Genomic DNA, 26139 nt, shown 5'->3' with positions numbered 1-26139 from the left:
TTATCAAAGCCTGCCCAAGCCCTTCCGCCGCTATCAGTGGGGTCCCGTGTGGCGTAACGAGAAGCCGGGGCCCGGGCGCTTCCGCCAGTTCACCCAGTTCGACGCCGACACGGTCGGCGCGGCGTCCGTTGCCGCCGATGCCGAGCTCTGCATGCTCGCCGCCGACACGCTCGAAGCTCTCGGCGTCCCGCGCGGGCAATACGTAATCAAGGTCAACGATCGCAGGATTTTGGATGGTCTCCTCGATGCCACCGGCGTTTCTGGAAACATGCGGCAGCGACTGCTTGTTCTGCGTGCTGTCGACAAACTCGATCGATTGGGAGTTGAAGGAGTACACGCCCTCTTAGGCAAGGGGCGAAAGGACGAGTCGGGCGACTTCACGCCGGGGGCCGAACTCAATGACAGCCAGATCGAGCTGGTACTCGGCTTCCTAACGACCGAAGTGTTCCACAAGCTCAGTGGGTTCTTTCCATCGCCGAGCCATGCAGGACCAGCTGGCACTAAGGGCGGGATCCTTTGGAAGGAACCCAAGGCAATGACACGCGATCTGAGGTTACTTGAAAAGTTTATTGCTAGCCCAGGATTCGATGCGGGTATGAAAGAGTTAGATAGCCTTCGCCTACTTGTCGAAGCGGCGGGGTATGGTGACGATCGAATCCGCACGGACTTTTCGGTGGTGCGCGGGTTGGAATACTACACCGGCCCCGTGTTCGAGGCCGAGCTGCTCGCTCCCATCAAAGACGAACGCGGCCAGCCGATCCGCTTGGGCTCGGTGGTGAGCGGCGGGCGCTACGACGGTCTCGTCGAGCGCTTTACCGGCGAGAAGGTGCCGGCGACCGGCGTCTCGATCGGCGTCTCGCGCCTCCTGTTCGGCCTTCAGCGCCTCGGCAAGTTCAAGCAGAGCGCGGCGCAAGGGCCTGTGGTCGTGCTCGTGCTCGACCGCGACCGCATCGCCGACTATCAGAAGATCGCACAAGAGCTGCGTCAGGCGGATATCCGTGCCGAGCTTTATCTCGGCGAATCCGGCATGAAGGCGCAGATGAAATATGCCGACCGGCGCGCCTCCCCTTGCGTCGTCATCCAGGGCGGCGACGAGCGCTCACGCGGCGAAGTCACCGTCAAGGATCTGATCCTCGGCGCGACGCTGACCGAGACCAAGGACCGCGACGAATATCTCAAGAAGCAGGCCGAGGCGCAGTTCTCGGTCAAGGAGAGCGAGCTCGTCAGCGCCGTCCGCCGCGTCCTCTCCCGCCACGAGCCATAACGTTCAGCCTTTGCCATGAGCAGCGACACCGCCTCCTTACCTCCTCTCCCCTGCGGGGAGAGGGCTTTCCGCCGCGATCCTGCGCGAGCGAAGCTCGTGCGCAGGTCGCGTGGCGGGAAGGGTGAGGGGGTAAAGGCTTCGGCTCATCTGCAATTCCCCCTCACCCGCAGCGAAGCAGGCTTCGCTGCGTCCTCTCCCCGCTGGGGAGAGGAGTGGCGCGGAGCTAGGTGACGAGCCATGGCCGCTGAATCGGCGAAAGAATTCGAGGCGCTGGAAGCCCAGGCCGCGACCCTGCTCGATGTCTTCAAGCGGGCGGGCTACGAGCAGGTTGCGCCCTCGATCATCCAGCCCGCCGACGTGTTTCTCGACCAGATCGGCGAGCAGGTGAGGGGCCGCACCTACGTGTTCACCGATCTCGCCGGCGACGAGCTCTGCCTCCGCCCGGACCTCACCGTTCCCGTCTCGCGGCTCTATCTCGAGCGTCACCCCGACGCCGGGACGGAAGCGCGCTATTGCTACAACGGTCCGGCTTTCCGCTTCTTCGCCGACCGCAGCAACCGGGCGCATCCCCGCGAGTTTCGCCAGGCCGGCATCGAGTGCTTCGGCGTCAAGGACCGCGAAAGCGCCGATGTCGAGGTGGTGCTGCTGGCCGTCGAGGCCGTACGCGCCGCAGGACTGAAGGACTTCCGCCTCAAGTTCGGCGACATCGCCCTGTTCTATGCCTTCATCGATGCGCTCGCTTTGCCCGAGCGCTGGCGGCTCAAGCTGCGCCACTATTTCTGGCGGCCGTCGGTATTCCACGCGCTGCTTACGCGGCTCGCCCGCGGCGAGCGGCCCGACGCCGATAGCCCGGCGTCGATTCTTGCCCGCACGCTCGACCGCGACGATCCCGAGAGCTCGGAGGAGCGCGTCGCCCGCTATCTCAAGGAGCAGGGCCTGCCGCTCGAGGGCAACCGGACCCTTTCCGAGATCACTGCGCGCCTGCTCGACCTCGCCGGCGACCTCCGTGCCGAGCCGCTGCGAAAAGAGGTGGCGACGGTAATCGACTATTTCCTCGCCGTCGCGGCGCAGCCCAAGGAGGCCGTGAGCCGCGTCGCCATGATCGCGAAAGGCGCCGGCATTGAGATCGATGGCGCGCTCGATGCGCTCATCCGCCGCTTCGAACGGCTCGAGAAAGCATCCATCGATCTGTCGCGCGCCACCTTCGCCACCGAGTTCGGCCGCAGCCTCGAATATTACTCCGGGCTGGTGTTCCAGATCGAAGTTGGCGACGAGCGCGAGCCGAGCCAGATCGCCGGCGGCGGCCGTTATGACGGGCTGCTCGCCAATATCGGCGCGCCGCGCGAGGTGCCGGCCATCGGCTCGGCCATTCACACCGAGCGGCTGCTCGCGGCGATCGAGAGGAGGGCGTGATGGCAGGCCTCACCATCGCCGTTCCCTCCAAGGGGCGGCTCAAGGACCAGACGGCCGAGAGGCTCGAGCGCGCCGGGCTCATCCTGCTGACCGGCAACGACCGCGGCTATCGCGGCTCGCTTCGAGGCCTCGACGGCGTGGACGTAGCCTTCGTCTCCGCCGCCGAGATCGTGCATCAACTCAAGTCCGGCCGCGTGCAACTCGGCATCACCGGCGAGGATCTGATCCGCGAAACGCTCGCCGACGTCGACGGCACGGTCGAGTTCTTGGTCCCCCTCGGCTTCGGCCGCGCCGACGTGGTGGTCGCCGTTCCGGATTGCTGGATCGACGTCGAGCGCATGGCCGACCTCGAGGATGTCGCCGCCCAGTTCGCCCGCGTCCACGGGCGGCGGCTTCGCGTGGCGACCAAATATATGAATCTCACGCGGGCCTTCTTCGCGGCGCACGGCGTTGCCGGCTATCGCATCGTCGAGAGCCTCGGCGCGACCGAGGCGACGCCCGCGGCCGGCACCTCGGAGCTGATCGTCGACATCACCACGACCGGGGCGACGCTCCGCGCCAATCACCTCAAGGTGCTGAGGGACGGGCTGATCCTGAAATCGCAGGCGCATCTTTTCGCCTCGCGCCGGGCGCAGTGGGACGCCGCGGCCCTAAAGCTGCGCGATGCCATTGTGACACGCCTCAGCTCCGCCAAATAGCAGTTCGTCATGACGGGGCGTGTCCCGCCTATGCGGGCCGAAGCCTGGCGAGAGTCTTGGCTGCAACTTGCTCCGGCGGGCGAAGGCCGGCCATCCACGATTTTCTTGTGGCAAAGACGTGGATGCCCGGCACAAGGCCGGGCTTGACGAACTAGAGTGACGTCATGATTCGCGTTCTGCTCGCCGCGCTCTTTGTCTTCGGCTCGCTTCTGCCGGTCATAGCCGCGCCGTCGCGCATCATCATCCTGCGCCACGGCGAGAAGGCGAATCCGTGGAAGCTGTGCGACACGGGCGCCGAGCGCGCCGAGGCGCTGGCCGAGACCTATCTCGGCAAGAACGCCGCGAAATCGCTGTTCGCGAACGGCGAGGAGCCGGCCTTCTTCTTTGCCATCACCCTCCACACCCTCGAGCTCGCTTCGCCGTCGGTCGCAAGCTGGTCGAAGCCGATCATTCTCTATTCGGTGGTGCCCGACGAGTCCGACGACGACGAGCTTCACGTCAAGGCTTTGAACCAGCGCACCCAGGAAGCCGCCGCCAACATCATGCAGAACCCGGCGCTCGACGGCAAAACCGTGGTCATGGTGTGGGAGCACAAGCACATCGCCAACGAGAAGCTCGAAAAGAAGTTCGAAGGCGAGGCCGTGACGCTGCGCAAGCTCCTCAAGCTCGACATCCTGCCCGGCGTGCCCAACACCTGGCCCGGCGACAACTACGACTATTTCTGGATCGTGGATTTTCCGCCGAATTCAAACGTGCCGTCGAAATTCGCCATGGTGAAGCAGGAGTTCGGCGGCACCTTCGCCGATCTGCCGCAGAACGACTGGGACACGCCGGACGGCCTTTCTCCCTCGAGCGGCTGCAAGGTGAAGAGCGACGACTAAAGCGGGCTTAAGCGACGCCCGCGCCGAGCTTGCCCTCTTTTCGCGTATCCATGCGGCGCACCGCCTCGGCAAGGCGATGGCGCCCCGGCGCTTCGGGCTTGAGCTCGAAGAAGCGGGCATGGAACTGGATGAGGCTCGACCGGTGCCCGATCGAGATGATCGCCGTATCCGGCAGCCGCTCGAGCAGGAGCCGGTAGAGCTCGGCTTCCGCCGCCTCGTCGAGCGCGCTCGTCGCCTCGTCGAGAAACAGCCATTGCGGCTTCTGCAGAAGCGCGCGGGCGATCGACAGCCGCTGCTCCTCGCCGCCCGAGAGCTTGTCGGCCCAATAGGCCGTCTCGTCGAGCTGATCGCGGAACTCGGACAGCCCGACCGCGTCAAGAACCTCCTCGATCTCGCCCGGGCCGAAGGACGAGGTCTGGGCCGGGTAGGCGAGCGCGCCGCGTAGGCTGCCGAGCGGGATATAAGGGTTTTGCGGCAGAACGAGCACGCTGTTGCCCTTCGGGATGCGGATCGCGCCCGCGCCGAACGGCCACACCCCGCCGAGCGCGCGGAACAGGCTTGTCTTGCCCGAGCCCGACGGTCCGGTGACCAGCACGCGGTCGCCGGGCTCGACGCTGAAGTCCGACAGTCTGACGATTTCCTCGCCGTTCGGCAGCCCGACGGAAAGCTCCTTGACGTGAAGGCCGCTGCCGCCGTCGGCGATCAGCTCGACGCGCGGCGCAGTCTTGTCCAGCCCTTGCGCCCAGTCGATCGAGGATTCGAAACCGGCCAGCCGATCGAGCACCGCTTTCCAGTCGGCGATGCTCGAATACGCCGTGACGAAGAAGGAAAGCGCGCTCTGCACCTGGCCGAAGGCCGAAGAGATTTGCATCAAGCCGCCGAGCGTGAGCGCGCCGAAGAAATAGACCGGGCTCACCACCAGGAAGGGGAAGATGATGGCGACCTGCGAATAGCCGGCGGTGAGGAAGGTGAGCCTTTTGGTGCGCTGCATGATGCCGTACCAGTTCGACACCACGCGCGCGAAGCGGTCGCGTAAGCGCTCCTCCTCGGCCGCTTCGCCCGAGAGCAGCGTCACCTCCTCGGCGTTTTCGCGCAAGCGCACCAGCGAGAAGCGGAAATCGGCCTCGTAGCGCTGCTGGTCGAAATTGAGCTTGACCAGCGGCTTGCCGACGAGATGGGTGACGAAGGTGCCGATCACCGCATAGATCAACGCCGCCCACACGAGGTAGCCCGGAATGTTGTAGGTATGAGACCCGATCATCAGCGGGCTTGCGGCCGACAAATTCCACAGGATCACGACGAACGAGGCGAGCGTGACGATCGAGCCGAGCAGAGAGATGCCGATGTCGAGCGTCGAATTGACGAACATGCGGATGTCGTCGGAGATGCGCTGGTCGGGGTTGTCGGCCTGATCGCCCTTGAGCCGCATGCGGTAATGGGTGCCCTGGCCGAGCCAGCGCGACAGGTAGCGGTCGGTCAGCCAGCGCCGCCACCTGATCTGCAGCCATTGCTGGAGATAGAGCTGATAGACGGCGGTGACGATGAACGCCGCCGCGAGCACAGTGAACACCCCGAACTGGTAGATGAAGGTGTCCCAGTCCTTGTTCTGCAGCGCGTTGTAGAAGGTGTTGTACCACGCGTTGAACTTCACGTTCAGCCAGACTTGGAACAACTGGAGCGCGATTACGCTTGCGAGCAGGATGCGCCCGGGCCAGCGGTCGTCGCCCTTGAAATAGGGCGCTGCGATGTGGGTGAAGTTGCGTCCCGTGTTGCGGAAATTCGCCATTCTTAAGACGGCTCCAAACGTCTCATGCGAGTTCGCGGTGACCTTGCCGCGGCGCGGCAGACGATAAGGCCAAAGCCGAGTCGAGGGAAAATTACCATTCGGTAAGGCTTACGTGACCTGAGCGCCGCTGCAAATGCAAAAAAGGGGCGGCCGAAAGCCGCCCCTGTTGCTCAGGTCCTGGCCGTTTTCGGCCGAACCTAAGGCCTACATCATGTCCATGCCGCCCATGCCGCCGCCCGGCATGTGCACATGCTCGTCCTTCTTCTTCGGCGCCTCGGCGACACCCGCCTCGGTCGTGATCAGGAGGCCGGCCACCGACGCCGCATCCTGGAGCGCGGTGCGCACCACCTTGGCCGGGTCGATGATGCCCTTCTGGATCAGGTCGCCGTACTCGTTGTTCTGGGCGTCGTAGCCGTACGAGGCCGACTTCTGGTCGGTCACCTTGCCGACCACGATCGAGCCCTCGACGCCCGCGTTCTCGGCGATCTGCCGGATCGGGGCCTGGAGCGCGCGGCGCACGATGTTGATGCCCGCCTCCTGGTCGTCGTTCTCGCCCTTGGTCTTGAGCGACTTGGCGGCCCACAGGAGCGCCACGCCGCCGCCCGGGACGATGCCCTCTTCGACGGCCGCGCGGGTCGCGTTCAACGCATCGTCGACGCGGTCCTTCTTCTCCTTCACCTCGACCTCGGTTGCGCCGCCCACCTTGATCACGGCAACGCCGCCGGCGAGCTTGGCCAGCCTCTCCTGCAGCTTCTCCTTGTCGTAGTCGGAGGTGGTGTCCTCGATCTGCTGCTTGATCTGGGCGATGCGCGCCTCGATGTCGGGCTTCTTGCCGGCGCCGTTGACGATGGTGGTGTCATCCTTGGTGATGACCACCTTCTTCGCCTTGCCGAGCATCTGCACGGTGACGTTCTCGAGCTTGATGCCGAGGTCCTCCGAGATCATCTCGCCGCCGGTCAAGACGGCGATGTCTTGGAGCATGGCCTTGCGGCGGTCGCCGAAGCCGGGCGCCTTGACGGCGGCGACCTTGAGCCCGCCGCGCAGCTTGTTGACCACGAGGGTCGCGAGCGCCTCGCCCTCGACGTCCTCGGCGATCACCAGCAGCGGCCGGCCCGACTGCACCACCGCCTCGAGCAGCGGCAGCATGGCCTGGAGGCCCGACAGCTTCTTCTCGTAGATCAGGATGTACGGGTTCTCGAGTTCGGCCACCATCTTCTCGGCATTGGTGATGAAGTAGGGCGAGATGTAGCCGCGGTCGAACTGCATGCCCTCGACCACTTCGAGCTCGCTGTCGAGGCTTTTCGCCTCCTCGACGGTGATCACGCCCTCGTTGCCGACCTTCTTCATGGCCTTGGCGATCATGTCGCCGATCGCCTTCTCGCCGTTGGCCGAGATGGTCCCGACCTGGGCGATCTCTTCGGAGCCCGAGATCTGCTTCGCCTGCTTCTTGATCATCTCGACGACGTCGGTGACGGCCTTGTCGATGCCGCGCTTGAGATCCATCGGGTTCATGCCGGCGGCGACCGCCTTGAGGCCTTCGCGCACGATGGCCTGGGCGAGCAGGGTGGCGGTGGTGGTGCCGTCGCCCGCGGTGTCATTGGTCTTGGAAGCGACCTCGCGCAGCATCTGCGCGCCCATGTTCTCGAACTTGTCCTCGAGCTCGATCTCCTTGGCCACGGTCACGCCGTCCTTGGTCGAGCGCGGGGCGCCGAACGACTTCTCGAGGATCACGTTGCGGCCCTTCGGTCCGAGCGTGACCTTGACGGCGTTGGCGAGGATGTCGACGCCGCGCAGCATGCGCTCGCGGGCGTCGGCGGCAAACTTTACGTCTTTGGCTGCCATGTTCAGCTTGCTCCTTGTTGTGCTTGTCTGCTCATCCTTGAGAGCGCTCTTCGCGCGCCTTCCGCAGGATGAGCCGTTCCTCGGTCTGCCCTCGTCCTTCGGGACTGCCCAGGACGAAGAGAAAAATGCCTAGGCGAGGATTCCCATGATGTCGGACTCCTTCATGATGAGGAGCTCTTCGCCGTCGATCTTGACCTCGGTGCCCGACCATTTGCCGAACAGCACCTTGTCGCCTTCCTTGACGCCCATCGGCTGCAGCTTGCCGTCCTCGCCGCGAAGGCCCGGGCCCGCCGCGATGACCTTGCCGGTCTGAGGCTTCTCTGCCGCCGTATCGGGAATGATGATGCCGCCTTTGGTCTTCAGCTCTTCCTCGAGCCGCTTGACCACGACGCGGTCATGTAAGGGACGGAATTTCATTGGGTTTTAGCTCCAGAAGCCGTCGGGCGGACTGCCGCCGCCGCTTAACGGAAGGTGAGGGATTGAACCGCGCTGGCACTCAATTCGGGTGAGTGCTAACGGTGCCACGAGATAGCTTGGCAAACCTCGGATTGTCAAGGAAAACGGGGTTGGCGGCTCCCCCTCGAAACCCGGCTTACCCGCGTGCCTTCTCGCTGTCCATGAAGGCGATGGCCCAGGCGGGGTAACGCTCGCCTTTTGCCGCATCGGGCGGCACGGCCCGCGCCAGCGCGGCAAGATCGGCGGAGGAGAGCGTGACATCGAGCGCCCCGAGCGCCTCGGCGAGCTGATCGCGGCGCCGCGCGCCGATGAGCGAAACGATGTCGTTTCCTTGCGCCGCGACCCAGGCGATGGCGATTTGGGCGACCGAAACGCCGAGCTGTCCAGCGATGCCGCGGAGCTTCTCCACCAGCGCGAGATTGGCGTCGAGATTGGCGCCCTGGAATCGAGGCGCGGTGCCGCGGAAGCCGCGCTCGCCCTCGCGGTCCTTCGACCAATGACCGCTGATCAGCCCGCGCGACAGCACGCCGTAGGCGGTGATGCCGATGCCGAGCTCGCGGCAGGTTGGAAGGATCTCGCTCTCGATCCCGCGCGAAATGAGCGAATACTCGATCTGCAAATCGACGATCGGATGGACGGACTGGGCCCGCCGTATGGTCTCGGCGCCGACCTCGGACAGACCGATATGGCGCACATAGCCCGCCTGCACCATATCGGCAATTGCGCCCACCGTCTCTTCGATGGGAACGGCCGGGTCGAGGCGGGACGGGCGGTAGATGTCGATATAGTCGGTGCCGAGCCTCCGCAGCGAGTAAGAGAGGAAGGTCTTGAGCGCGGCAGGGCGCGCGTCATATCCGATCCAGTTATTGGCCGGATCGCGCAGAGCGCCAAACTTGACGCTGATCACGACCTTCGAGCGGTCGCGGCCCTTCAGCGCCTCGGCGATCAGCATCTCGTTGTGGCCCATGCCGTAGAAATCGCCGGTGTCGAGCAGGGTGATGCCGGCGTCGAGAGCGGCATGGATGGTGGCGATGCTCTCGCCGCGGTCGGCAGGGCCGTAGAAATCGGACATGCCCATGCAGCCCAGTCCGATCTCCGAGACGTGTGGGCCGGTTTTACCGAGCTTTCGCTGCTTCATCGCCATCCCTCCTTACGCTTCGCTATCCTCGGTCAAGCTGAGATCAATGCGGCTGGGCTGGCTTCTTCAGCATGAGCGCGAGCGCCGCAAGCCCGACAAAGATGAGCATCAACAGGAAGAACACGTCGGAGAAGGCCAGCACCACGCCCTGGATGTGGACCATCTGGTAGAGCTGTTTCAGCGCCATCGCTTGGGCGTCGCTGCCGTAGTTATGGAAGCCCCTGGCGAGTTCGTTAAGCGTCTCGACTGCCGGTGGCCGAGCGAAGGTGATGGCCTCGTGTAGCCGCGCAAGGTGCAGGTCGGTGCGGTCGTTCAGCACGGTGGTGAGCCCGGCGAGGCCGACCGCGCCGCCGAGATTGCGCGTGAGATTGAACAGCCCCGAGGCGTTCTTCAACCGCTCCGGCGGCAACGTGCCGAGCGCGATGTTGTTCACCGGGATCATCGCGATCATGATACCGACCCCGCGGAAGATCTGCGGCCACAACAGCTCCCAGAAATCCCAGTCGCTCGTGACGTAGGTCATCCACCACGCGCCGACGGCGAAGCTTAGGAAGCCGGTCGTGAGCATGAGCCGCGGATCGACCACGTTCATCAGCCGCCCGGCGATGGGCGCTGCGACGAACATGGCGATGCCGGACACGAACACCGTCTCGCCGATCATGCGCGCGTCGTACCCCCTGATCTCGGCGAGGTAGAGCGGATAGAGATAGGTGAGCCCGTAGAGGCCGATGCCGACGACGAAGGAGAACAGCGAGCCGAGCGCGAAGTTGCGGTCGGCGAAAGCCCTGAGATCGACGATCGGTGTCTTGGCCATCAGCACGCGCACGAAGAAGGCGATGGCCGACAGGCCCGACACCCAGGCGAGCAGGAGTACGCTGTCGTCGCCGAACCAGTCGTAACGGGGGCCTTCCTCGAGCACATATTCCAGCCCGCCGAGAAAACCCGCCATGAAGATGAGGCCGAACCAGTCGAAGCTCTCGAGCAGCTTGAAATCGGGCTTGTCGAAGTCGATCAGCGTGACCGCGGCAAGCGTCACGAAAATGCCCGGCACCACATTGATGAAGAACAGCCAGTGCCAGGAGAGCGTGTCGGTGAGATAGCCGCCGATGGTCGGGCCGATGGTGGGAGCCAGCGTGGCGACGAGCCCGATCAGCGGCACGACCAGCCCCATGCGGCTGCGCGGAAAGATGATGTAGGCGGTGGCGAACACGGTCGGGATCATGCCGCCGCCGATGAAGCCCTGGAGCGCGCGCCACACGATCATCTCGTTGATCGAGCTCGACATCCCGCACATCATGCTGGCGATGGTGAAGCCCGCCGCCGACACGCTGAACACGATGCGGGTGCCGAGCGCGCGCGACAGAAATCCCGACAGCGGGATCATGATCACCTCGGCGATGAGATAGGCGGTCTGCACCCAGGTGATCTCGTTCGAGCTTGCCGCGAGCCCGGCCTGGATCTCGGTGAGCGAGGCCGACACGATCTGGATGTCCAGGATGGCCATGAACATCCCGAACACCATGGTGAAGAAAGTGAACAGCCGCCTCGCGTCGATCTGATCGTCGGTGCGGGAGAGCGGAACGGACGGAGCCCGGCGCACCGCCTGAGTCGTGACCGCCGAACTCATCGTTGCGCGCTCTGTTGCCTCGCCGGCGTCTTGGTGTTGATGCTGACGACCACCGACATGCCCGGCCGCAGCAGCTCCTCCCCCGCGACCGTGGCGGGCACCTCGATCCGCACCGGCACGCGTTGCACGATCTTGGTGAAGTTGCCGGTCGCGTTGTCGGGCGGCAGAAGCGAGAACACCGAGCCCGAGGCCGGCGCCACGCTCACCACCTTGCCTTCGATCGAGCGGCCGGGAAGGGCATCGACCGAGATGTCCGCGGTTTGTCCGGGCTTGAGGCCCTCGAGCTGCGTTTCCTTGAAATTGGCGTCGATATAGACGCCCGCGAGGGGAACGAGCGTCGCCAGCCGCGTGCCCGGCTGGACATAGTCGCCGACCTGCACGGCGCGGTTTCCCATCACTCCGTCGAACGGCGCGCGGATCACGGTGAACGAGAGATCGCGCATCGCCTTGGCGAGGGCCGTCCGGAATTGCTTCAGCGTGTTCTCGGCCTCGTTCTGCTGGCCCTTCAGCACATCGATATTGGCCTCGGCCGCCTCGACCTGCGCTTGCGCCGCCTGGACGGCCGCGACCGCCTGGTCGCGGGCGGCTTGCGCCTGTTCGAGGGTCTGGTGGCTTGCGAATTCCTTGGCCGACAGAGCCTGCTGGCGGGTGAGTTCGAGCTCGGCGCGGGTTTGACCGGCCTGCGCCGAGGCGAGCTGGGCCTTGGCCTGAGCGACGGCGGCTTGTTGGGCCTTTATCTGCTCGCCGATCCGGTCGATGGTCGCCTGCTCGGTGGCGATGTTGTCCTTGGCGGTCTGGACGGCGAGCGCATAGTCGCCGTCGTCGATGCGGACCAACACGTCGCCCGCGCGGACATGGGCGTTGTCGTCGATCGCGACCTCCGTCACGTAGCCCGACACCTTGGCGCCGATGGTCGCGGTCTTCGCTCCGACATAGGCATCGTCGGTCGACACGATGAAGCGCCCGACGGTCCAATAGTAATGGCCGTACCAAATCCCCGCCGCGAGCGCGGCCACGACGCCGAACATCAGAACGAGGCGCCTGAGCGGCCGGCGCGCGGGCGCGGGGGCAAGCTCGGCGTCGGCAGGCTTCGGGGTCTCTGTTTCTGTGTCGGGCGTCGCGGCCGGCTCTTCGGCCGGAGGGGCCGCAGGGGGCTCGGAAGGTGCCGGGGCAGGGCGGGCGGGCGCCTCATCGACGGTCTTCAGCGCGGTTAGCCGGCGTGCCTTGGGCGACTTGGCGCCCTCCGGAAAGGAAGACGGCTCGCCCGCTGCGTCGTCAGCCAGGGCAGGGGCTTCGCCGTCTGCTAGGGCTGCGTTGCCGCGCTCCCGGAACATCGGAGCCTCCTCGGAATCCTTGAGACAAATTGACCGAACCGTTCGGTCAGCGATTGACGTACGATCTCGCCCGACTTATGTCAATACCAACCGAACCGTTCGGTCAAAATAGCGCAGAGCCTCGGCATGACCCTCCTCACAGACCCGCAAACCTCCGAACAAGAGCAAAACGCCAAGCGCCGGCAGATCCTCGAAGGGGCCCGCGCCGTGTTCTTGGAGCATGGCTTCGATGCCGCCAGCATGGGCGATATCGCTCGCGGGGCGGGGGTGTCGAAGGGCACGCTCTACGTTTATTTCGATTCGAAGGAGGAGCTGTTCCAGACCATCGTCGAGGAGGAGTGCAAGGTCCAAGCCGAGCAGGTCTTCGCCCTCGACTCCAACGATCACGACGTCGAGGCGGTGTTGACCAGGCTCGGGCGCGACTTCATCGGCTTCCTTGGCGATCCGCATCGCATCTCCTCGTTGCGCACCGTGATCGCCATCGCCGGGCGCATGCCCGAGCTCGGCAAGCGCTTCTATCTGACCGGCCCCGCCTCGGGGATCGCCCGCGTCGCGCGCTATCTCGAGGATCAGGTGAAGGCCGGTATCCTCGAAGTTCCGGACTGCGAAGTTGCCGCCGCGCAGTTCCTCGACTCGTGCAAGTCGATGACGCTGCAGCCGCTCCTTCTGAACGCCGTCGAGCGGCCGAGCGAGGAGCGCGTCGCCCATGTCGTCGCCACGGCCGTGCGCACCTTCCTCGCCGCCTACCGCCGCTGACCTCGAGCACAAGCGGGCGAAGGGCCCGCTTGCCACGGGTGCTCGCCTCGAGCCTATTGTTGGCGCCGCGTGAACGACACGATATAGGCGGGCGAACGGACGGCGAAGATCGGGTCGTTGGCAGGTCCCGCGATGCCGTCGGCAACGTTCCCGGGCAGGAAGGGGTGGGCGTTGCAAGTCTGCTCCGGCGCCATCGCCTCGATTGAGATCTTGCCGAGATCGGTTGTGGGCCGGTTATCCTCATCGTCCCACCTGAGGGTCGGGTCACTCGTCTGATCGCCGTCCTTGCCCATGATCGCTTTCAGGTCGAACACCACCGGGCCCTTGGCGATGCGCTCCTTGAATTCGGCTTCATAGAAATCGGCCCCCTTGGCCTTGGCCTCGTCCGGCGTGAGCCCGACGTCCCCCGCCTCGGGAACCAACTTGTACTTGGCGAGCGTCTGCTTGCCCTTTGCGTTGGTGAAGGTGAAGCCGTGCACGCCCCAATAGCCGACCGTGGCGTAGCTCGCCGGAATGGGATGCGACGTCAGCCAAGCGTTCTGTCGCGTCGATTCCGGATGCGCGGCGAAAAACGCCTTGATCTTCTCTTTATCGCCCGAGCCGACCGCTTGCAGGAGCCCGACGAAGTTCTCCGGCGTGTTCGCGAAGAACATGGGCGCCGAGATGGTCACGAGATCGGTCGTTTGGCCATTGCCGAGATCGAACTTGATGGCGAAGCCTCTGACGTTGTCCTGCGCGTTGTCGGGCGCATTGGGGTCGCCTCCGCCGAGCGAGAAGCGGGCGATGATCGGGACCTGCTTGGCGAAATGCGGGGCCTTGGACAAATTCGCCGCATCGGCCGAAGGGGTGAAGCTCCCGGTCGTGCAGAACCCCTTGGTATGGGCGGCGCGCATGCCCGCATGTTTGCCGAAGACGCCATTCAGCGCGTCGACCAGGTCGGTGGGGGTGGGATCGGCGGCAAGACACACTCCCGCGCCGCCGGCTACGATCAGGGCGGCGATCGCCGCGAGCGCGCCCAGCTTGCTACGAACACTCATCTCAATCCTCCAGTGCTGCCTCAAGGATGTTACCGCGCTTTCTGCGCGATGAGATGACATCCCCTTGCCGCTTCTTGGCCGGAATTGCGCAAACTGTCAGCTGACAATGCGGTGAACCGGCGAAGGACAGCATTTACCGGCGGCTTGAGCGGCCGATCGCCGTCTCGCGAAGCCGTCCCGCTTAGCCATCTCGCTTGGCCGCGCAGCGCTTCGCTGCTATCAATAAGAACGATGCGGGGGGATGCCAGATTACTGTTGCTTTACAGAGGCCTGTCGCTCATGATTCGGTCATGAGCTTGGGGTCGGCTGCGCAGCGTCATTCCGTTGGCTCCATTGAGATCGCGTCCCCTGGAGGGCTGGCCATGCTCGACGTGATCGTGTTGATCGCCATGGCCGTCACCGCCACCGCCTTTGCGGCGGGGCTGGTGGCGAACTCCGGCGTCGCGCTCATCCCCGGCATCATCGCGGGAGCCGCGCTCTACCTCGTCATGGCCGCCTCCTACCTCATGATCTCGCGTCAGACCAAGACGACGCCGGTCGCGACCCGCCTGCAGGAGCTCGAAGAGGCGCTCGAGATCATCGACAGCGACCTTCAGCGCATCGACCGCGTCGAGGACGAGGTGGCGCGGCTCGAGCTCCTCACCGACCGGGTCGAGCGCCTCGATCAGGCCTTGGGCTCCCTTGGCCCAGGGGATCTCGGCGGGACCTCTCGCGACGCCGAACTCGCCGAGGCCTTCCAGCAGGTTCATACCAGGATCGAGGCCGTGCGGGCCGATCTCGCCGGCGAGGCGAAGAACGAGCGGGAAAAGATTGCCGGCGACTTGCGCAAGCTCGAAGGGCTGATCAAGCAGCTTTCCGAGGAGCTCTCGGCGACGGCCGCCAAGGCCGAATCCGCGATCAAGACCGACGTGCTTGCCGAATCCCCCGGCTTCATCGCCGCACGGGCCGAGCCACCCGAGCCACCCGAGCCAAGAGTCGAAATCGAGACCGTCGCCGTGTACGACATCGCCGCGCCCGAGGCTGCCGGCGATAAGGAGCCGGTCAGCGCAAAGCCTGCCGAGGAGCGCCCGATCCAAGGCGACATGCTTGATCTGCTTAACGACGCGATCGAAGGCGGCCGCCTCGATCTCTACCTCCAGCCGATCGTCACGCTGCCCGAGCGCAAGCTCCGCTATTACGAGGGCTACACGCGACTGAGGACCGCGAGCGAGGAGATCGTCATGCCGCGCGACTATCTTCCTGTCGCCGAGCGCGAGCGGCTGATGCCGATCGTCGACAACGTGCTCCTGGTGAAGAGCGTGCAGCTGCTGCGGCGGCTCCGCTCGGATTCGCGCGTCAAGGGCGTGTTCTGCAACATCTCGATCCAGTCCCTGCTCGATGCCGATTTCTTCCCCGAACTCGTCGAGTTCATGGAGGAGAACAGCGGTCTGTCGGAAAATCTCGTGTTCGAGGTGAGCCAGCCTGGCCTGCTCGGGCTCACCCGCGGCGAGCTATCCTGCTTCGATACGCTGGGTTCGCTCGGCTTCGGCTTCTCGCTCGACCATGTCGGCGACCTCGACATCGATTTCGCCGGCCTGCGCGACCGCTCGTTCCGCTTCGTCAAGGTCGACGCCAAGACCTTCCTGCACGACATGAAGGAGAAGGGCGCAAGCCTCCCCGCTTCGGACATGAAGTCCTATGTCGACGGCTTCGGCCTCAAGCTGATTGTCGAGAAGGTCGAGGACGAGGCCGATGTCGGCAAGCTGATCGATTACGGCGTCGAACTTGCCGAAGGCTTCCTCTTCGGGGAGCCCAAGGCGATGAGCCCGCAATTCGTGCGCGAGATCGAGAGCGCCGACGCTGCCTAGACTGTTTCGGCCCGCTCTCCGCGCTTGCCTCCCCCTTGTGGGGGAGGGAGGGGGGTCGAAGCAATAGACTCGCTGCGACGTTCACCCCCTCCGACCGGCCGATGGTTGGTCGTGTTCCCCCGCAAGGGGAAAGCACTCAGCTCATGCCGATCTCGTCGAGCTACTCGTTCTTCGGCCAAGGCGTCGAGGGGAACATGTTCTGCAGCTCCTTGATCTCGACATCGCCGCCGCCATTGCCGGACTGGCCTTCGCCCTTGCGCTCGGCCGTGGCCGGCTGAGGCGGGTTGGTCGGCATCTGGTCGGCATTCAGATGCTCATCGACCTGCTGCTGCTCGTCGACCACCGGAATGACGGCAGGCGAGGCGCGGTCGCTGGCGAGCGGCGAAAATGCGTAAGCCTGGCCGGCAGCGGCAAGACCGCCGAGCGCGAGGGCGAGCGCGCCCAATTTGAGCAAATGATGAGACATGTTGTGATCTCCTTGGCTGAAAGGATCCCGCGCCGCTGATCGGCGGGACGCCCGGGCGGCGCGGGAACACCATGTCACACAACCTCTCTCACAAGCTTAAGACCACAATCGCCAAATCGAGGCGAATTGTTGCAAAACCGAGAGGCTGCGGCAAAGCTCTTAGTAACGCATGCTGGGCGGCCAGTTGGTCTCGGGGAACATCCTCTGCAGCTCTTGGATCTCGATGCTGCCGTGGAAGGGCATCCAAGGCCGGTATCCTGGATAGACGTAACCGTAATTGACGTTCGGCGCCGCGTCTTCGGCATAGAGCTGCCGGTATTTGCGGTGCCGATAGCCGGCGTCCTCGACCTGGAGTCCGGGGGAAGCAAGCCCTGCGCCCGAAATCGGCGCGGCTGAAGCAGGCAGGGTCGCGGCGAGAAGGCCGAAGCCGGCGGCAACACTCGCGGAAATCAAAGCCTTGCGGAAAAAGGCGGATTTACGGGGGTCAGTCATGTGTTTTATCTCCTTCGCCGACCCCCCTCGGCGCGCCCTCATGTGGGGAGCGCGCGCAACCCCGGCAAGCCCCGACGTGTTCACGCCAAGGGCGAGTAATGGGTATGCCCGGCCCTATCCTCCGCCTCGAAACCCCGATTACACTGCTGCCACCTCGTCCTCTGAGGGGCGCTTTCGCGAGGCGTCGTGAGATGCGGGACGGGGTGCGGCGCCCGCGGGTTCATGCACGCGGCATTGAGCACTCGGGCGGCACCGGAGCTCCCCCCGGACCCACTAAGAGGTCCTGCCAGGAGCTGGCTGTGAGGTTCGTTTTTGCGCCGTCCGCCCTCGCGAAGCTCGCTTCGGCGGGCGAAGGAAGGCCCGGCGCAAGGATAGAACTGAAGCGGGGCCCGCAGCCGGAAGACGCCGCAAATGACATGCGCTTCGGCGTGCGTGGAAGCTTGCGTTATGCGCTCAAGCAGCGCGAAGCGCGGGTAGCGCACGAAAATGAGCGCGTGTGGCGCGCCGAGAGGCGCCCGCCGTGTCTCCCAAAAGGAGGCGCGGACACCATAGGTTTGCGCCTTTCGGCGCGCCATCCCCCTCCCGGGGGACTCGCTCTTTGACATGACCTCGCGCGATGTCGCGGCGAGGCGTTGAATCCTGCCTGAGCGCTGCCACGGACTCCCCGCTCTCCCCTTGTGGGAGAGCACGCGCGCAATTTCGATGCGCTATCGCTTCGCGATTGCCGCGCGTGCTTGACCCTCATGGGCCGAGCCTCTAGGGAACGGCATGACCGTGACCGCGCCGGAAATCCCCGTCATCGCCTCGATCAAGGATCTCGGCTCGCGCTATTCGGCCTGGCTCGTCGACATCTGGGGCGTGATGCATAACGGACACCGCGCTTTCGCGCCTGCCGTCGCGGCGACCGAGGCTTTTCGCGGACAGGGCGGCGTCCTCGTTTTCCTCTCGAACTCGCCGCGCCCCAGTCCCGGCGTCCAGGAGCAGCTCTCCCGCCTCGGCGTGCCGCCGTCATCCTACGACGCGACCGTGACCTCTGGCGACCTGACCCGCCATGAGCTTCGCAAGCACAAGCACCCGCGCGTCTTTCATCTCGGGCCCGCGCGCGATCTGCCGATCTACGCCGGCCTCGACCTGACGCTCGTTTCTCCCGAACAGGCGGACCTGATCGTCTGTTCGGGTCTGTTCGACGACGAGACCGAGACGCCCGAGGATTACGACGACATGCTGAGGACGCTCGCCGCGCGAAAACTGCCGATGATCTGCGCCAACCCCGATCATCTCGTCGAGCGGGGCGACAAGCTCGTCTATTGCGCCGGCGCGCTTGCGAGCGTCTACGAAACGCTGGGGGGCAGTGTGGTCTATGCCGGCAAGCCGCACCGCCCGATTTACGAGCTTGCGCTCGAGACCATCGACGCCATCGCCGGCCGCGACGTGGGAAAGAGCGAAATCCTCGCCATCGGCGATGGGCTCAACACCGACATCGCCGGCGCCGCCGGGTTCGGCATCGACGCCGTGTTCGTGGCGAGCGGGCTTCACGTCCCGGCGAACAGCGGCGGGGAGGCCGGCGCCGAGGCGCTCGACCGGGCGCATCTCACCGAACTGTTCGGCAAGGCGATGCGCCGTCCGCTCGCGGCCATGCGCGCGCTCGAGTGGTAGGGTTAGTTCTCGCCGAACAGGGTGTCGATGTCGGCTTGGCTCGCCCCCGGGTGACCGGGGCCTTCGAGCTCGAGCTTTTGTTTGCGCTTGCGCGGGCCGGAGGCTCGCCTTCCCCGCTCGCCCATGCGCTTGGCGAGCACGCGGTCGAGCGACTTGGTGATCTTGGTCACCCTCTGGCCGACGAGGTCGTGGAAGCCGCAGGCCGTCATGATCGAGAGGATCGCTTCCTCGGCCTTCTTGGCCTCTTCCTGGTCGGCGAAGGCGAGCAGGCCTTCGGCCGATTCGAGAATGCGCCCGGCGGCGTCCTCCGCCGTCGCGCGGATCGCGGCAAGCTCGCGCAGCGTGTTCATGAGCACGGTGATCTCCTCCGAGACCGTGCGGCCATTGTCAGCCTTTGACGGAGCAGCGCTCTTGGCGCGGCGCTTCGCCGTCGTCCCCCCACGCCCCGCCATTTGACCCCCCTCGAATAGTGGCTATTCGCCGAAGATCGCGTCGATCTTGGCCTTAAGCGTCGCCGCGTTGAACGGCTTGACGATGTAGTTGTTCACCCCGGCCTTCTTGGCGGCGATGACGTTGTCGGTCTTCGATTCGGCCGTCACCATGATGAAGGGCGTGCGCGACAGCCGGTCGTCGGCGCGCACCTCGCGCAACAGCTCGTAGCCCGTCATCGGCTCCATGTTCCAGTCCGAAATGACGAGCCCGTAGTCCTTGTTGCGCATCATGTTGAGCGCAGCACTTCCATCGGCGGCCTCGTCCACGTTGATGAAGCCGAGCTGCTTCAGGAGGTTGCGGATGATCCTGACCATCGTCTTGTAGTCGTCGACGATGAGGACGGGCATGTTGGGATTGGCAGCCATTTGATCCTCCGATCCTCGCGGGTCCCGGCGTTCTCTCTCGGCTCTTAGCGCGGTCGCCGAAGGAACAGACTAGGCCGCGTCGCAAGGGGAAAACCGACTGGGGCGAGATTAGGGATCGGCCGTGAATGGACGGTTAAGCCTGCACGCGGGCCCTCATTTTCCGCGAGACGGCGAGGCGCAAGGCGTTATTGCAGCGCAGCAACGGCTTCGCTATTTTGCCCCCTCGCCATCAGGGAGCAGGACCAGCACATGACTCGTAATGGAAACGGCAGCGGTGGCCTCGGCCACGGATATTATTTCGAGGATCTCGCTGTCGGCATGGAAGCGAGCTACGCCAAGAAGATCACCAACGAGGACATTCTCGCCTTTGCCGAGCTATCGGGCGACGTCAACCCGATCCATTTGAGCGACGAATTCGCTGCCTCGACCATCTTCAAGAAGCGCATCGCCCATGGCTTCCTCACCGGCAGCCTGTTCTCGACCGTGCTCGGCACCAAGCTTCCCGGTCCCGGCTGCGTTTATCTTTCGCAAACCATGAAGTTCCGCGGGCCGGTCTTCGTCGGCGATGAAGTGGTGGCGACGCTCAAGATCACCGCGCTCGATCCCGACAAGGCCCGCGCCACCTTGGCGTGCGACTGCTCGGTCAACGGCAAGACCGTGCTCGAAGGCGAGGCGTTGATGATGGTCGACCGAAGGGCTCCGCGCCAATAGGGCGAGACGCGAAGGATGCGTGATGGACGTTGTCCGCTCCTGGCAGGACGTGCCGGGCTCGCTCAAGGGTGCCGCGCTCGCCATCGGCAATTTCGACGGCGTTCACCGCGGCCATCAGGCGGTCCTGCTCGAGGCAAAACGCATCGCCAACGCTGAAGGGCGCCGCTCCGGCGCCGTGGTGTTCGACCCGCATCCGCGCGCCTTCTTCGCGCCCGGCCAGCCGTTCTTTTATCTGACCCCTCTGCCGCTCAAGCTCGAGCTCTTGGCCGAGCTTGGCCTCGACCAGACCTTCGTTCTTCCCTTCACGCGGGAACTGTCGTCTCTGAGCGCCGATGACTTCGCCACCAAGGTGGTGGGAGAGGGACTCGGCGCCTCCCATGTCGTCGTCGGCTACGACTTCACTTACGGCAGGGGACGCACCGGCACGACCGAAGGGCTCAGGGCAATCGGGCGCAGCCAAGGTTTCGGCGTCGATGTGGTTGCACCCGTTGGCGAGCTAGGCGCAGCGTTCTCCTCGAGCAGCATCCGGGATCATCTGCGGAACGGTGAGATGCGGGAAGCGGCCGAGCAGCTCGGCTATTGGTGGCGGATCAGGGGCAGGGTGGAGAAGGGACACGGCCGGGGCAAGATTCTCGGCTTTCCCACGCTCAATCTGCCGCTCGCCAACGGCCAAGAGGTCGCGCACGGCATCTACGCCATGCGCGTCTACCACAAGGGCCGGCGCTATGATGCCGCAGGCTATGTCGGATCGAGCCCGACCTTCGGTCCCGGCACGCCCGCTCTCGAAGCCTATGTCCTCGATTTTGCCGGCGATCTTTACGGCGAGGACGTCGAACTCGAGTTCATCTCAAAGCTCAGAGGCGACCGTGCCTTTGCCGATGGCGAGGCGCTTGCCAAGCAGATGCGCGAGGACTGCGAAGCCGCACGCATCGTCTTGCGCAATATCGAGCAAGACGACCCGATGCGACGCTTCCCGCTGGGCCGCGCTCTCGAAGCTGCGGCACTGGATTGTCGCGAGCCCGGTTGCTAGAACGCCCGCTTGAATTGGAGAAGAGCGTCGGCCTGCGTAAGGTGGCCGCAAAGCGCCACCCGTGGCGGGATAGAAGCAAGGACCATGGCGAAACCCAAGAAGCGCGGCAAGGCTGCCGCCAGACCCGCGCTCCGGCGGAAGTCTGTAACGAAAGCAAAGCCGGCCGCGAAGCGGAAGGCGACAAGGACGGTCGCGAAGACGCCGAAGCCGGCCCCTAGGAAGGCAAGGGCGAAATCGGCAGGCCGTGCCGCGCCGAAGGTTGGCAGACGAGCCACATCCGTTAAGTCCAAGGCGCCTGCGAAGCCGAAATCCTCCTCCAGGGTGAAGCCGGTAGCGGCGAAACCTGCCACGCGTAAGCGTCCGAAAGCCGCAAAGTCGAACCGGCGGACGACTGGACCGGCTGCGCCGAAGGCCGCAGCGAGCCCGCCAGCCAAGCCGGTAGCAGCGCCTGCGGTGAAGCCGCTCAGAGTGCAGACGGGGCGCGACTGGAGCCTGACCCTGTTCCTGCCCAAGACCGATTTCCCGATGAAGGCGGGTCTGCCCGAGCGCGAGCCCGAGATCTTGAAGCGCTGGCACGAGATGAACCTCTACCGCCGGCTCCGCGAAGAGCAGCAGGGCCGCCCGAAATTCGTCCTGCATGACGGGCCGCCTTACGCCAACGGGAATGTCCATATCGGCACCGGCCTCAACAAGATTCTGAAGGACGTGGTTGTTCGCTCGCAAGCGATGCTCGGCAAGGACGCCAATTATGTGCCGGGCTGGGACTGTCATGGCCTTCCCATCGAATGGAAGGTCGAGGAAGAGAACTATCGCGCCAAGGGAAAGGCCAAGCCCAATCTCTCCGACTCGGCCGCCATGATCGCCTTCCGCGCCGAATGCCGCGCCTACGCCGAGCGTTGGCTCTCGGTTCAGCGCGAAGAGTTCAAGCGGCTCGGCGTTATCGGCGACTGGGAGCACCCCTATACCACAATGGCCTTCGCGGCCGAGGCGACCATCGCCGAGGAGCTGATGAAGTTCGCCGCCAACGGGCTGCTCTATCGCGGCTCCAAGCCCGTGATGTGGTCGGTGGTGGAGCAGACCGCTCTTGCCGAGGCCGAGGTCGAATATGAGGAGATCGAGAGCCCGGCGATCTACGTGAAATTCCCGGTGCTGTATTATTCCGGCCCGGCCATGGACATCGGGCCCAACGACGATGAGTTCCTGATCGCCGAATGGATCAAGAACGCTTCGATCGTCATCTGGACGACGACGCCGTGGACCATTCCCGGCAACCGCGCCATCGCCTTCTCCAAGGACATCGACTACGGCGTCTATGAGGTGACCGAGGCCCCAGACCAGAATTGGGCCAAGGTCGGCGATCGTTTCATTCTTGCCGACAAGCTTGCCGCGGAGGTGTTCAAGGCCGCGCGGGTGACGGGCTGGACCCGCTTTGGCCATATGCCGTGGGGCGCGCTCAAGGCGATCACCGCCGCGCATCCTCTCAGGAGCGCGGGCTTCTTCTTCGATGTCCCGCTGCTCGCCGGCGAACACGTGACCGAGGATACCGGCACGGGCTTCGTGCATACCGCGCCCGGCCACGGCACCGAGGATTTCGAGATCTGGGAGCAGAACCGCTGGGAGCTCGAGAATCGGAAGGTCGACACTACGATCCCCTTCACCGTCAACGAGGCCGGCTTCTTCACCGCCGAGGCGCGCGGCTTCGAGGGGAGGCGCGTGGTCGACGACAAGGGCAAGTTCGGCGACGCCAACGATACCGTGATCAAGGCGCTGATCGAGGCCAATGCGCTGATCGCGCGGTCCCGCCACAAGCACGATTATCCCCATTCCTGGCGTTCGAAGAAGCCGGTGATCTTCCGCGCCACCCCGCAATGGTTCATCACCATGGACAAGGGAATCGACCGCGACAAATCCGACACGCTGCGCGCCCGCGCGCTGAAGGCCATCGGCGACACGCGCTTCGTTCCGCCTCAAGGCGAGAACCGCATAAAGGGCATGATCGAGACGCGGCCCGACTGGGTGGTCTCGCGCCAGCGCGCCTGGGGCGTTCCCATCACCGTGTTCCGCAACGTGGTGCGCAACGGCGAGCATGAGGGCGCGATCATCCCCGGCCCCCATCCGGATCTGGCCAAGGAATCCGCGGCATTGCGCGAGCGGATCGTCGAGGCGTTCCGCCAAGAGGGCGCCGATGCGTGGTTCAAGGAGGGGGCCAAGGAGCGCTTCCTCGCAGGCATCGTCGCGAATCCTAGCGAGTGGGAGAAGGTCGACGACATTCTCGACGTCTGGTTCGATTCCGGCTCGACCCATGCCTTCGTGCTCGAGAAGCGCAAAGACCTCACCTGGCCCGCGCAGCTTTATCTCGAAGGCTCCGACCAGCATCGCGGCTGGTTTCAGTCTTCGCTGCTCGAGGCCTGCGGCACGCGCGGGCGCGCGCCCTACGAGGCGGTCGTGACGCACGGCTTCGTGCTCGACGGCGACGGCCGCAAAATGTCGAAGTCGCTCGGCAATGTCGTGGCGCCGCAGGACGTGATCCGCCAGTCGGGCGCCGAGATCCTGAGGCTATGGGCGATGAGCTCCGACTATGCCGAGGACCTCCGCATCGGTCCCGACATCGTCAAGGCCAACATCGAGTCCTATCGCAAATTGAGGAACACGCTCCGCTACCTTCTCGGCAATCTTGCTCATTACCATCCCGATCTCGCCGTCGCTTACGCCGAGATGCCGGAGCTCGAGCGCTATATGCTCGCGCGGCTCGCCGAGCTCGACGAGACGGTGCGCGACGGCTACGCCGCGTTCGACTTCAAGCGCGTGTTCCATGCGTTGCTCAATTTCGCGGTCAACGACCTCTCGGCCTTCTATTTCGACATCCGCAAGGACACGCTTTATTGCGATCCTTACGACTCGGTCGCGCGCCGCGCCGCGCTGACGGTGCTCGATCGGCTTTTCCTCGCGCTCACCGCCTGGCTTGCGCCGATGCTCTGCTTCACCATGGAGGAGGCGTGGGCGAACCGTTTCCCCAATGACAAGGGTTCGGTGCATCTCCGGATCTTCCCTGCAATCCCTCGTGAGTGGCGCGACGAGGCCCTCGCCGAGAAATGGCGCAAAGTGCGGGCCATCCGTCGCGTCGTCACCGGCGCGCTCGAGATCGAGCGGAAAGAGGGGCGCATCGGCTCGAGCCTGGAAGCCGCGCCCAGGGTCCATGTCGCCGACGCGGAGCTTCGGGCGGCGCTACGCGGCGTCGATCTCGCCGAGATCGCCATTACGAGCGGTATCGAGGTCAAATCCGGAGCGAGCCCGGCAAAAGCCTTCCGACTTGCCGAGGTGCCTGGCGTCGGCGTCGTCTTCGAGCGGGCACAAGGGAAGAAATGCGCGCGTTCCTGGAAGATCCTTCCCGAGGTCGGCTCGGATCCCGAGTTCCCCGAACTGTCGCCGCGCGATGCCGCCGCCGTGCGCCAGTTCGACGCGCGCCATCCTCAGGCCGCGGAGTAGGCGATGGCGAGGAACTGGCTGTGGGGGCCGGTCTCTGGGCTCGGGCTCTCCGTCGCCGCCGTCGTCGTGCTGATCGACCAGGCGCACAAGGCCTGGATGCTCTACGTCTATGAGATCGGCGCGCGCGGGGTCGTGACCATCACGCCCTTCTTCGACCTGGTTCTCGTCTGGAATCAGGGCATTTCCTACGGGCTTCTGCCCCAGGAGGGAATGCTTGGGCGGCTTGGACTTATCCTCTTTGCGCTTGGCGCGAGCCTTGCGCTCACCGTCTGGCTTGGGAGCCTCACCTCGAAGCTCGCCGCCGTGTCGATTGGGCTCATCATCGGCGGCGCGATCGGCAACGCCATCGACCGCGTAATTTACGGCGCGGTCGCCGATTTCTTTTCCTTCCACGCCTTCGGGCTCGAGTGGTACATCTTCAATATCGCCGATACGGCCATTGTTGCCGGGGTCGTCGGTCTTCTGTATGACTCGCTTTTCAGGGGCCACAAAAAGGTCGGAAACCCTTCTAAGATGTGAACAAGCCCGGGTTTTCCGGGACCAGAGGGGAGCTTTGGGGCACGTCCGGACGATAACCTGCGCTAGCCGGGTGCTTGGCCTTGCGGCTGCGCTCGCCATGTCGCTTGCCCTTGGCGGCTGTGGCGGCGTCGAGTTCCAGGGCAAGGTGTTCGACTATATGGGCCTCTCCGGCGACCGCGAGGAAGCCGATGTTCGCATGGCCGAACGGCCGCCGCTCCTGCTTCCGCCCGATCTCAAGAAGCTGCCCCAGCCCGGTGGTGGCGTGGCTGTCGCTACGGCGCGTCCCGACTGGCCCACCAACCCTGAAGTCGTTCAGAAGCAGGTCGTCGCCGAAAAGAAGAAGCAGAAGGCCCAGCAGGAGGCCGAGACCGATCCCGACGCGCCTTACAATCCTTACACCGGCAAGGAGACGCTCCTCGACAAGGCTTTCGCCAAGTTGTGGAGCAAGAAGACTGACGCGCAGCCGGTCGACGACGTGCCCGAGCCCGACCCCACCGACAAGCGCCCGGAGGACGAGGGCAAGACGTCGATCGCCTCTTCTACGGGTCCCAAGGCGCCGCAGGTGCCCGATGCCGTCCTGCCTGCGCCTGGACAGGATCCGTTCCATCCGACCGCACCTGATAGCTACAAGGGCGTCTCCTCGGGTGAGACCGCGACTAAGTACTGATGCTTACGCGTGGGGCGCGGCCAAAAGGGGGAACCTGAATTGGCTTGAAAACGCGGGGCCAACGCCTGAAATTCGTGGATCATGACGCGGAGAGGACCGGCGGCACGATCCTTGCTCCGTATTGCTCGATGTCTCACGCAAGGCCTCGCTCTATGCTGATGTGGATGGTTGACCAG

24 protein-coding genes are annotated in these 26139 nt (G+C 64.8%); 12 read left to right on the top strand and 12 right to left on the bottom strand.

Annotated features, from left to right (window positions below; genetic code table 11):
• Nucleotides 1-46 precede the first annotated feature (46 nt).
• The 4 genes from VFB18_RS07040 (at nt 47) to VFB18_RS07025 (ending at nt 4256) form a co-directional block, all read left to right on the top strand.
• Nucleotides 47-1264, top strand: a complete 1218-nt coding sequence (locus VFB18_RS07040; RefSeq protein ID WP_324972751.1) for a histidine--tRNA ligase — start codon at nt 47-49, stop codon at nt 1262-1264.
• Nucleotides 1265-1501: 237 nt separating this feature from the next.
• On the top strand, nt 1502-2677 hold the full coding sequence (locus tag VFB18_RS07035; protein ID WP_324972750.1) for an ATP phosphoribosyltransferase regulatory subunit: 1176 nt from the start codon (nt 1502-1504) through the stop codon (nt 2675-2677).
• The gene (gene hisG, locus VFB18_RS07030; protein ID WP_324972747.1) at nt 2677-3375 is read left to right on the top strand and encodes an ATP phosphoribosyltransferase; all 699 of its coding nucleotides are present in this window, start codon (nt 2677-2679) and stop codon (nt 3373-3375) included. Before VFB18_RS07035 ends, hisG begins: the two co-directional genes overlap by 1 nt.
• A 164-nt stretch (nt 3376-3539) precedes the next feature.
• Nucleotides 3540-4256 (top strand): histidine phosphatase family protein, encoded by a 717-nt coding sequence (locus tag VFB18_RS07025; protein ID WP_324972744.1) that lies wholly within the window; start codon nt 3540-3542, stop codon nt 4254-4256.
• 7 nt (nt 4257-4263) lie between these two features.
• Here the strand turns inward: VFB18_RS07025 and VFB18_RS07020 are convergent, their stop codons facing one another.
• From VFB18_RS07020 to VFB18_RS06995, 6 genes are all read right to left on the bottom strand, one after another.
• A complete protein-coding gene (locus tag VFB18_RS07020) occupies nt 4264-6042 on the bottom strand; it encodes an ABC transporter ATP-binding protein/permease (RefSeq protein ID WP_324972741.1) in 1779 nt (592 codons plus the stop codon).
• A gap of 204 nt (nt 6043-6246) precedes the next feature.
• Nucleotides 6247-7884, bottom strand: coding sequence for a chaperonin GroEL (gene groL / locus VFB18_RS07015; RefSeq protein ID WP_324972738.1), 1638 nt, complete (start codon nt 7882-7884; stop codon nt 6247-6249).
• A gap of 129 nt (nt 7885-8013) precedes the next feature.
• Nucleotides 8014-8301, bottom strand: coding sequence for a co-chaperone GroES (locus VFB18_RS07010; RefSeq protein WP_324972736.1), 288 nt, complete (start codon nt 8299-8301; stop codon nt 8014-8016).
• A 175-nt stretch (nt 8302-8476) separates the two neighbouring features.
• The gene (locus tag VFB18_RS07005) at nt 8477-9478 is read right to left on the bottom strand and encodes an aldo/keto reductase (protein ID WP_324972733.1); all 1002 of its coding nucleotides are present in this window, start codon (nt 9476-9478) and stop codon (nt 8477-8479) included.
• A 43-nt stretch (nt 9479-9521) separates the two neighbouring features.
• Nucleotides 9522-11105 (bottom strand): DHA2 family efflux MFS transporter permease subunit, encoded by a 1584-nt coding sequence (locus tag VFB18_RS07000; RefSeq protein WP_324972729.1) that lies wholly within the window; start codon nt 11103-11105, stop codon nt 9522-9524.
• The gene (locus tag VFB18_RS06995; RefSeq protein ID WP_324972726.1) at nt 11102-12439 is read right to left on the bottom strand and encodes an HlyD family secretion protein; all 1338 of its coding nucleotides are present in this window, start codon (nt 12437-12439) and stop codon (nt 11102-11104) included. The genes VFB18_RS07000 and VFB18_RS06995 overlap by 4 nt, the downstream gene beginning before the upstream one ends.
• A gap of 126 nt (nt 12440-12565) precedes the next feature.
• Here VFB18_RS06995 and VFB18_RS06990 point away from each other — a divergent pair, with 126 nt between their 5' ends.
• Nucleotides 12566-13195 carry a TetR/AcrR family transcriptional regulator gene (locus VFB18_RS06990; RefSeq protein WP_324972723.1) on the top strand — a complete coding sequence of 210 codons (630 nt, stop codon included), beginning with the start codon at nt 12566-12568 and terminating at the stop codon, nt 13193-13195.
• 53 nt (nt 13196-13248) lie between these two features.
• On the opposite strand, the gene VFB18_RS06985 is transcribed toward VFB18_RS06990, so the two are convergent.
• Nucleotides 13249-14232, bottom strand: coding sequence for a catalase family peroxidase (locus tag VFB18_RS06985; RefSeq protein ID WP_324972720.1), 984 nt, complete (start codon nt 14230-14232; stop codon nt 13249-13251).
• Nucleotides 14233-14594: 362 nt separating this feature from the next.
• On the opposite strand from VFB18_RS06985, the gene VFB18_RS06980 reads away from it, so the two are divergent.
• Nucleotides 14595-16079, top strand: a complete 1485-nt coding sequence (locus VFB18_RS06980; protein WP_324972716.1) for an EAL domain-containing protein — start codon at nt 14595-14597, stop codon at nt 16077-16079.
• Nucleotides 16080-16239: 160 nt separating this feature from the next.
• Here VFB18_RS06980 and VFB18_RS06975 read toward each other — a convergent pair whose 3' ends face one another.
• Both VFB18_RS06975 and VFB18_RS06970 read right to left on the bottom strand, forming a co-directional pair.
• The gene (locus VFB18_RS06975; RefSeq protein ID WP_324972714.1) at nt 16240-16545 is read right to left on the bottom strand and encodes a hypothetical protein; all 306 of its coding nucleotides are present in this window, start codon (nt 16543-16545) and stop codon (nt 16240-16242) included.
• A gap of 159 nt (nt 16546-16704) precedes the next feature.
• A complete protein-coding gene (locus tag VFB18_RS06970) occupies nt 16705-17037 on the bottom strand; it encodes a hypothetical protein (protein ID WP_324972711.1) in 333 nt (110 codons plus the stop codon).
• A 768-nt stretch (nt 17038-17805) separates the two neighbouring features.
• Here VFB18_RS06970 and VFB18_RS06965 point away from each other — a divergent pair.
• Complete coding sequence (locus VFB18_RS06965) at nt 17806-18693, top strand: TIGR01459 family HAD-type hydrolase (protein WP_324972708.1); 888 nt, start codon at nt 17806-17808, stop codon at nt 18691-18693.
• A 2-nt stretch (nt 18694-18695) separates the two neighbouring features.
• Here the strand turns inward: VFB18_RS06965 and VFB18_RS06960 are convergent, their stop codons facing one another.
• Together VFB18_RS06960 and VFB18_RS06955 are read right to left on the bottom strand one after the other, a co-directional pair.
• Nucleotides 18696-19145: a hypothetical protein gene (locus tag VFB18_RS06960; RefSeq protein WP_324972706.1), complete on the bottom strand. Its 450-nt coding sequence runs from the start codon at nt 19143-19145 to the stop codon at nt 18696-18698.
• A 21-nt stretch (nt 19146-19166) separates the two neighbouring features.
• A complete protein-coding gene (locus tag VFB18_RS06955; protein WP_324972702.1) occupies nt 19167-19550 on the bottom strand; it encodes a response regulator in 384 nt (127 codons plus the stop codon).
• A 249-nt stretch (nt 19551-19799) separates the two neighbouring features.
• Here VFB18_RS06955 and VFB18_RS06950 point away from each other — a divergent pair, with 249 nt between their 5' ends.
• Both VFB18_RS06950 and VFB18_RS06945 read left to right on the top strand, forming a co-directional pair.
• Nucleotides 19800-20261, top strand: a complete 462-nt coding sequence (locus VFB18_RS06950; RefSeq protein WP_324972699.1) for a MaoC family dehydratase — start codon at nt 19800-19802, stop codon at nt 20259-20261.
• A gap of 22 nt (nt 20262-20283) precedes the next feature.
• Nucleotides 20284-21291, top strand: a complete 1008-nt coding sequence (locus VFB18_RS06945; RefSeq protein ID WP_324972696.1) for a bifunctional riboflavin kinase/FAD synthetase — start codon at nt 20284-20286, stop codon at nt 21289-21291.
• Here the strand turns inward: VFB18_RS06945 and VFB18_RS06940 are convergent.
• Complete coding sequence (locus VFB18_RS06940) at nt 21288-21641, bottom strand: hypothetical protein (RefSeq protein WP_324972694.1); 354 nt, start codon at nt 21639-21641, stop codon at nt 21288-21290. The genes VFB18_RS06945 and VFB18_RS06940 overlap by 4 nt on opposite strands.
• 103 nt (nt 21642-21744) lie before the next feature.
• On the opposite strand from VFB18_RS06940, the gene ileS reads away from it, so the two are divergent.
• From ileS to VFB18_RS06925, 3 genes are all read left to right on the top strand, one after another.
• Nucleotides 21745-24777 carry an isoleucine--tRNA ligase gene (gene ileS / locus VFB18_RS06935; protein ID WP_324972691.1) on the top strand — a complete coding sequence of 1011 codons (3033 nt, stop codon included), beginning with the start codon at nt 21745-21747 and terminating at the stop codon, nt 24775-24777.
• A gap of 3 nt (nt 24778-24780) precedes the next feature.
• The gene (gene lspA / locus VFB18_RS06930; protein ID WP_324972688.1) at nt 24781-25296 is read left to right on the top strand and encodes a signal peptidase II; all 516 of its coding nucleotides are present in this window, start codon (nt 24781-24783) and stop codon (nt 25294-25296) included.
• A 70-nt stretch (nt 25297-25366) separates the two neighbouring features.
• Nucleotides 25367-25963 carry a hypothetical protein gene (locus VFB18_RS06925; protein ID WP_324972685.1) on the top strand — a complete coding sequence of 199 codons (597 nt, stop codon included), beginning with the start codon at nt 25367-25369 and terminating at the stop codon, nt 25961-25963.
• Nucleotides 25964-26139 lie beyond the last annotated feature (176 nt).

It is taken from the genome of Methyloceanibacter sp. (genome assembly GCF_035650995.1).
Classification (GTDB): domain Bacteria; phylum Pseudomonadota; class Alphaproteobacteria; order Rhizobiales; family Methyloligellaceae; genus Methyloceanibacter.
Note: the sequence above shows the minus strand (reverse complement) of the source record. Positions and strands in the feature narration are given on the sequence as shown.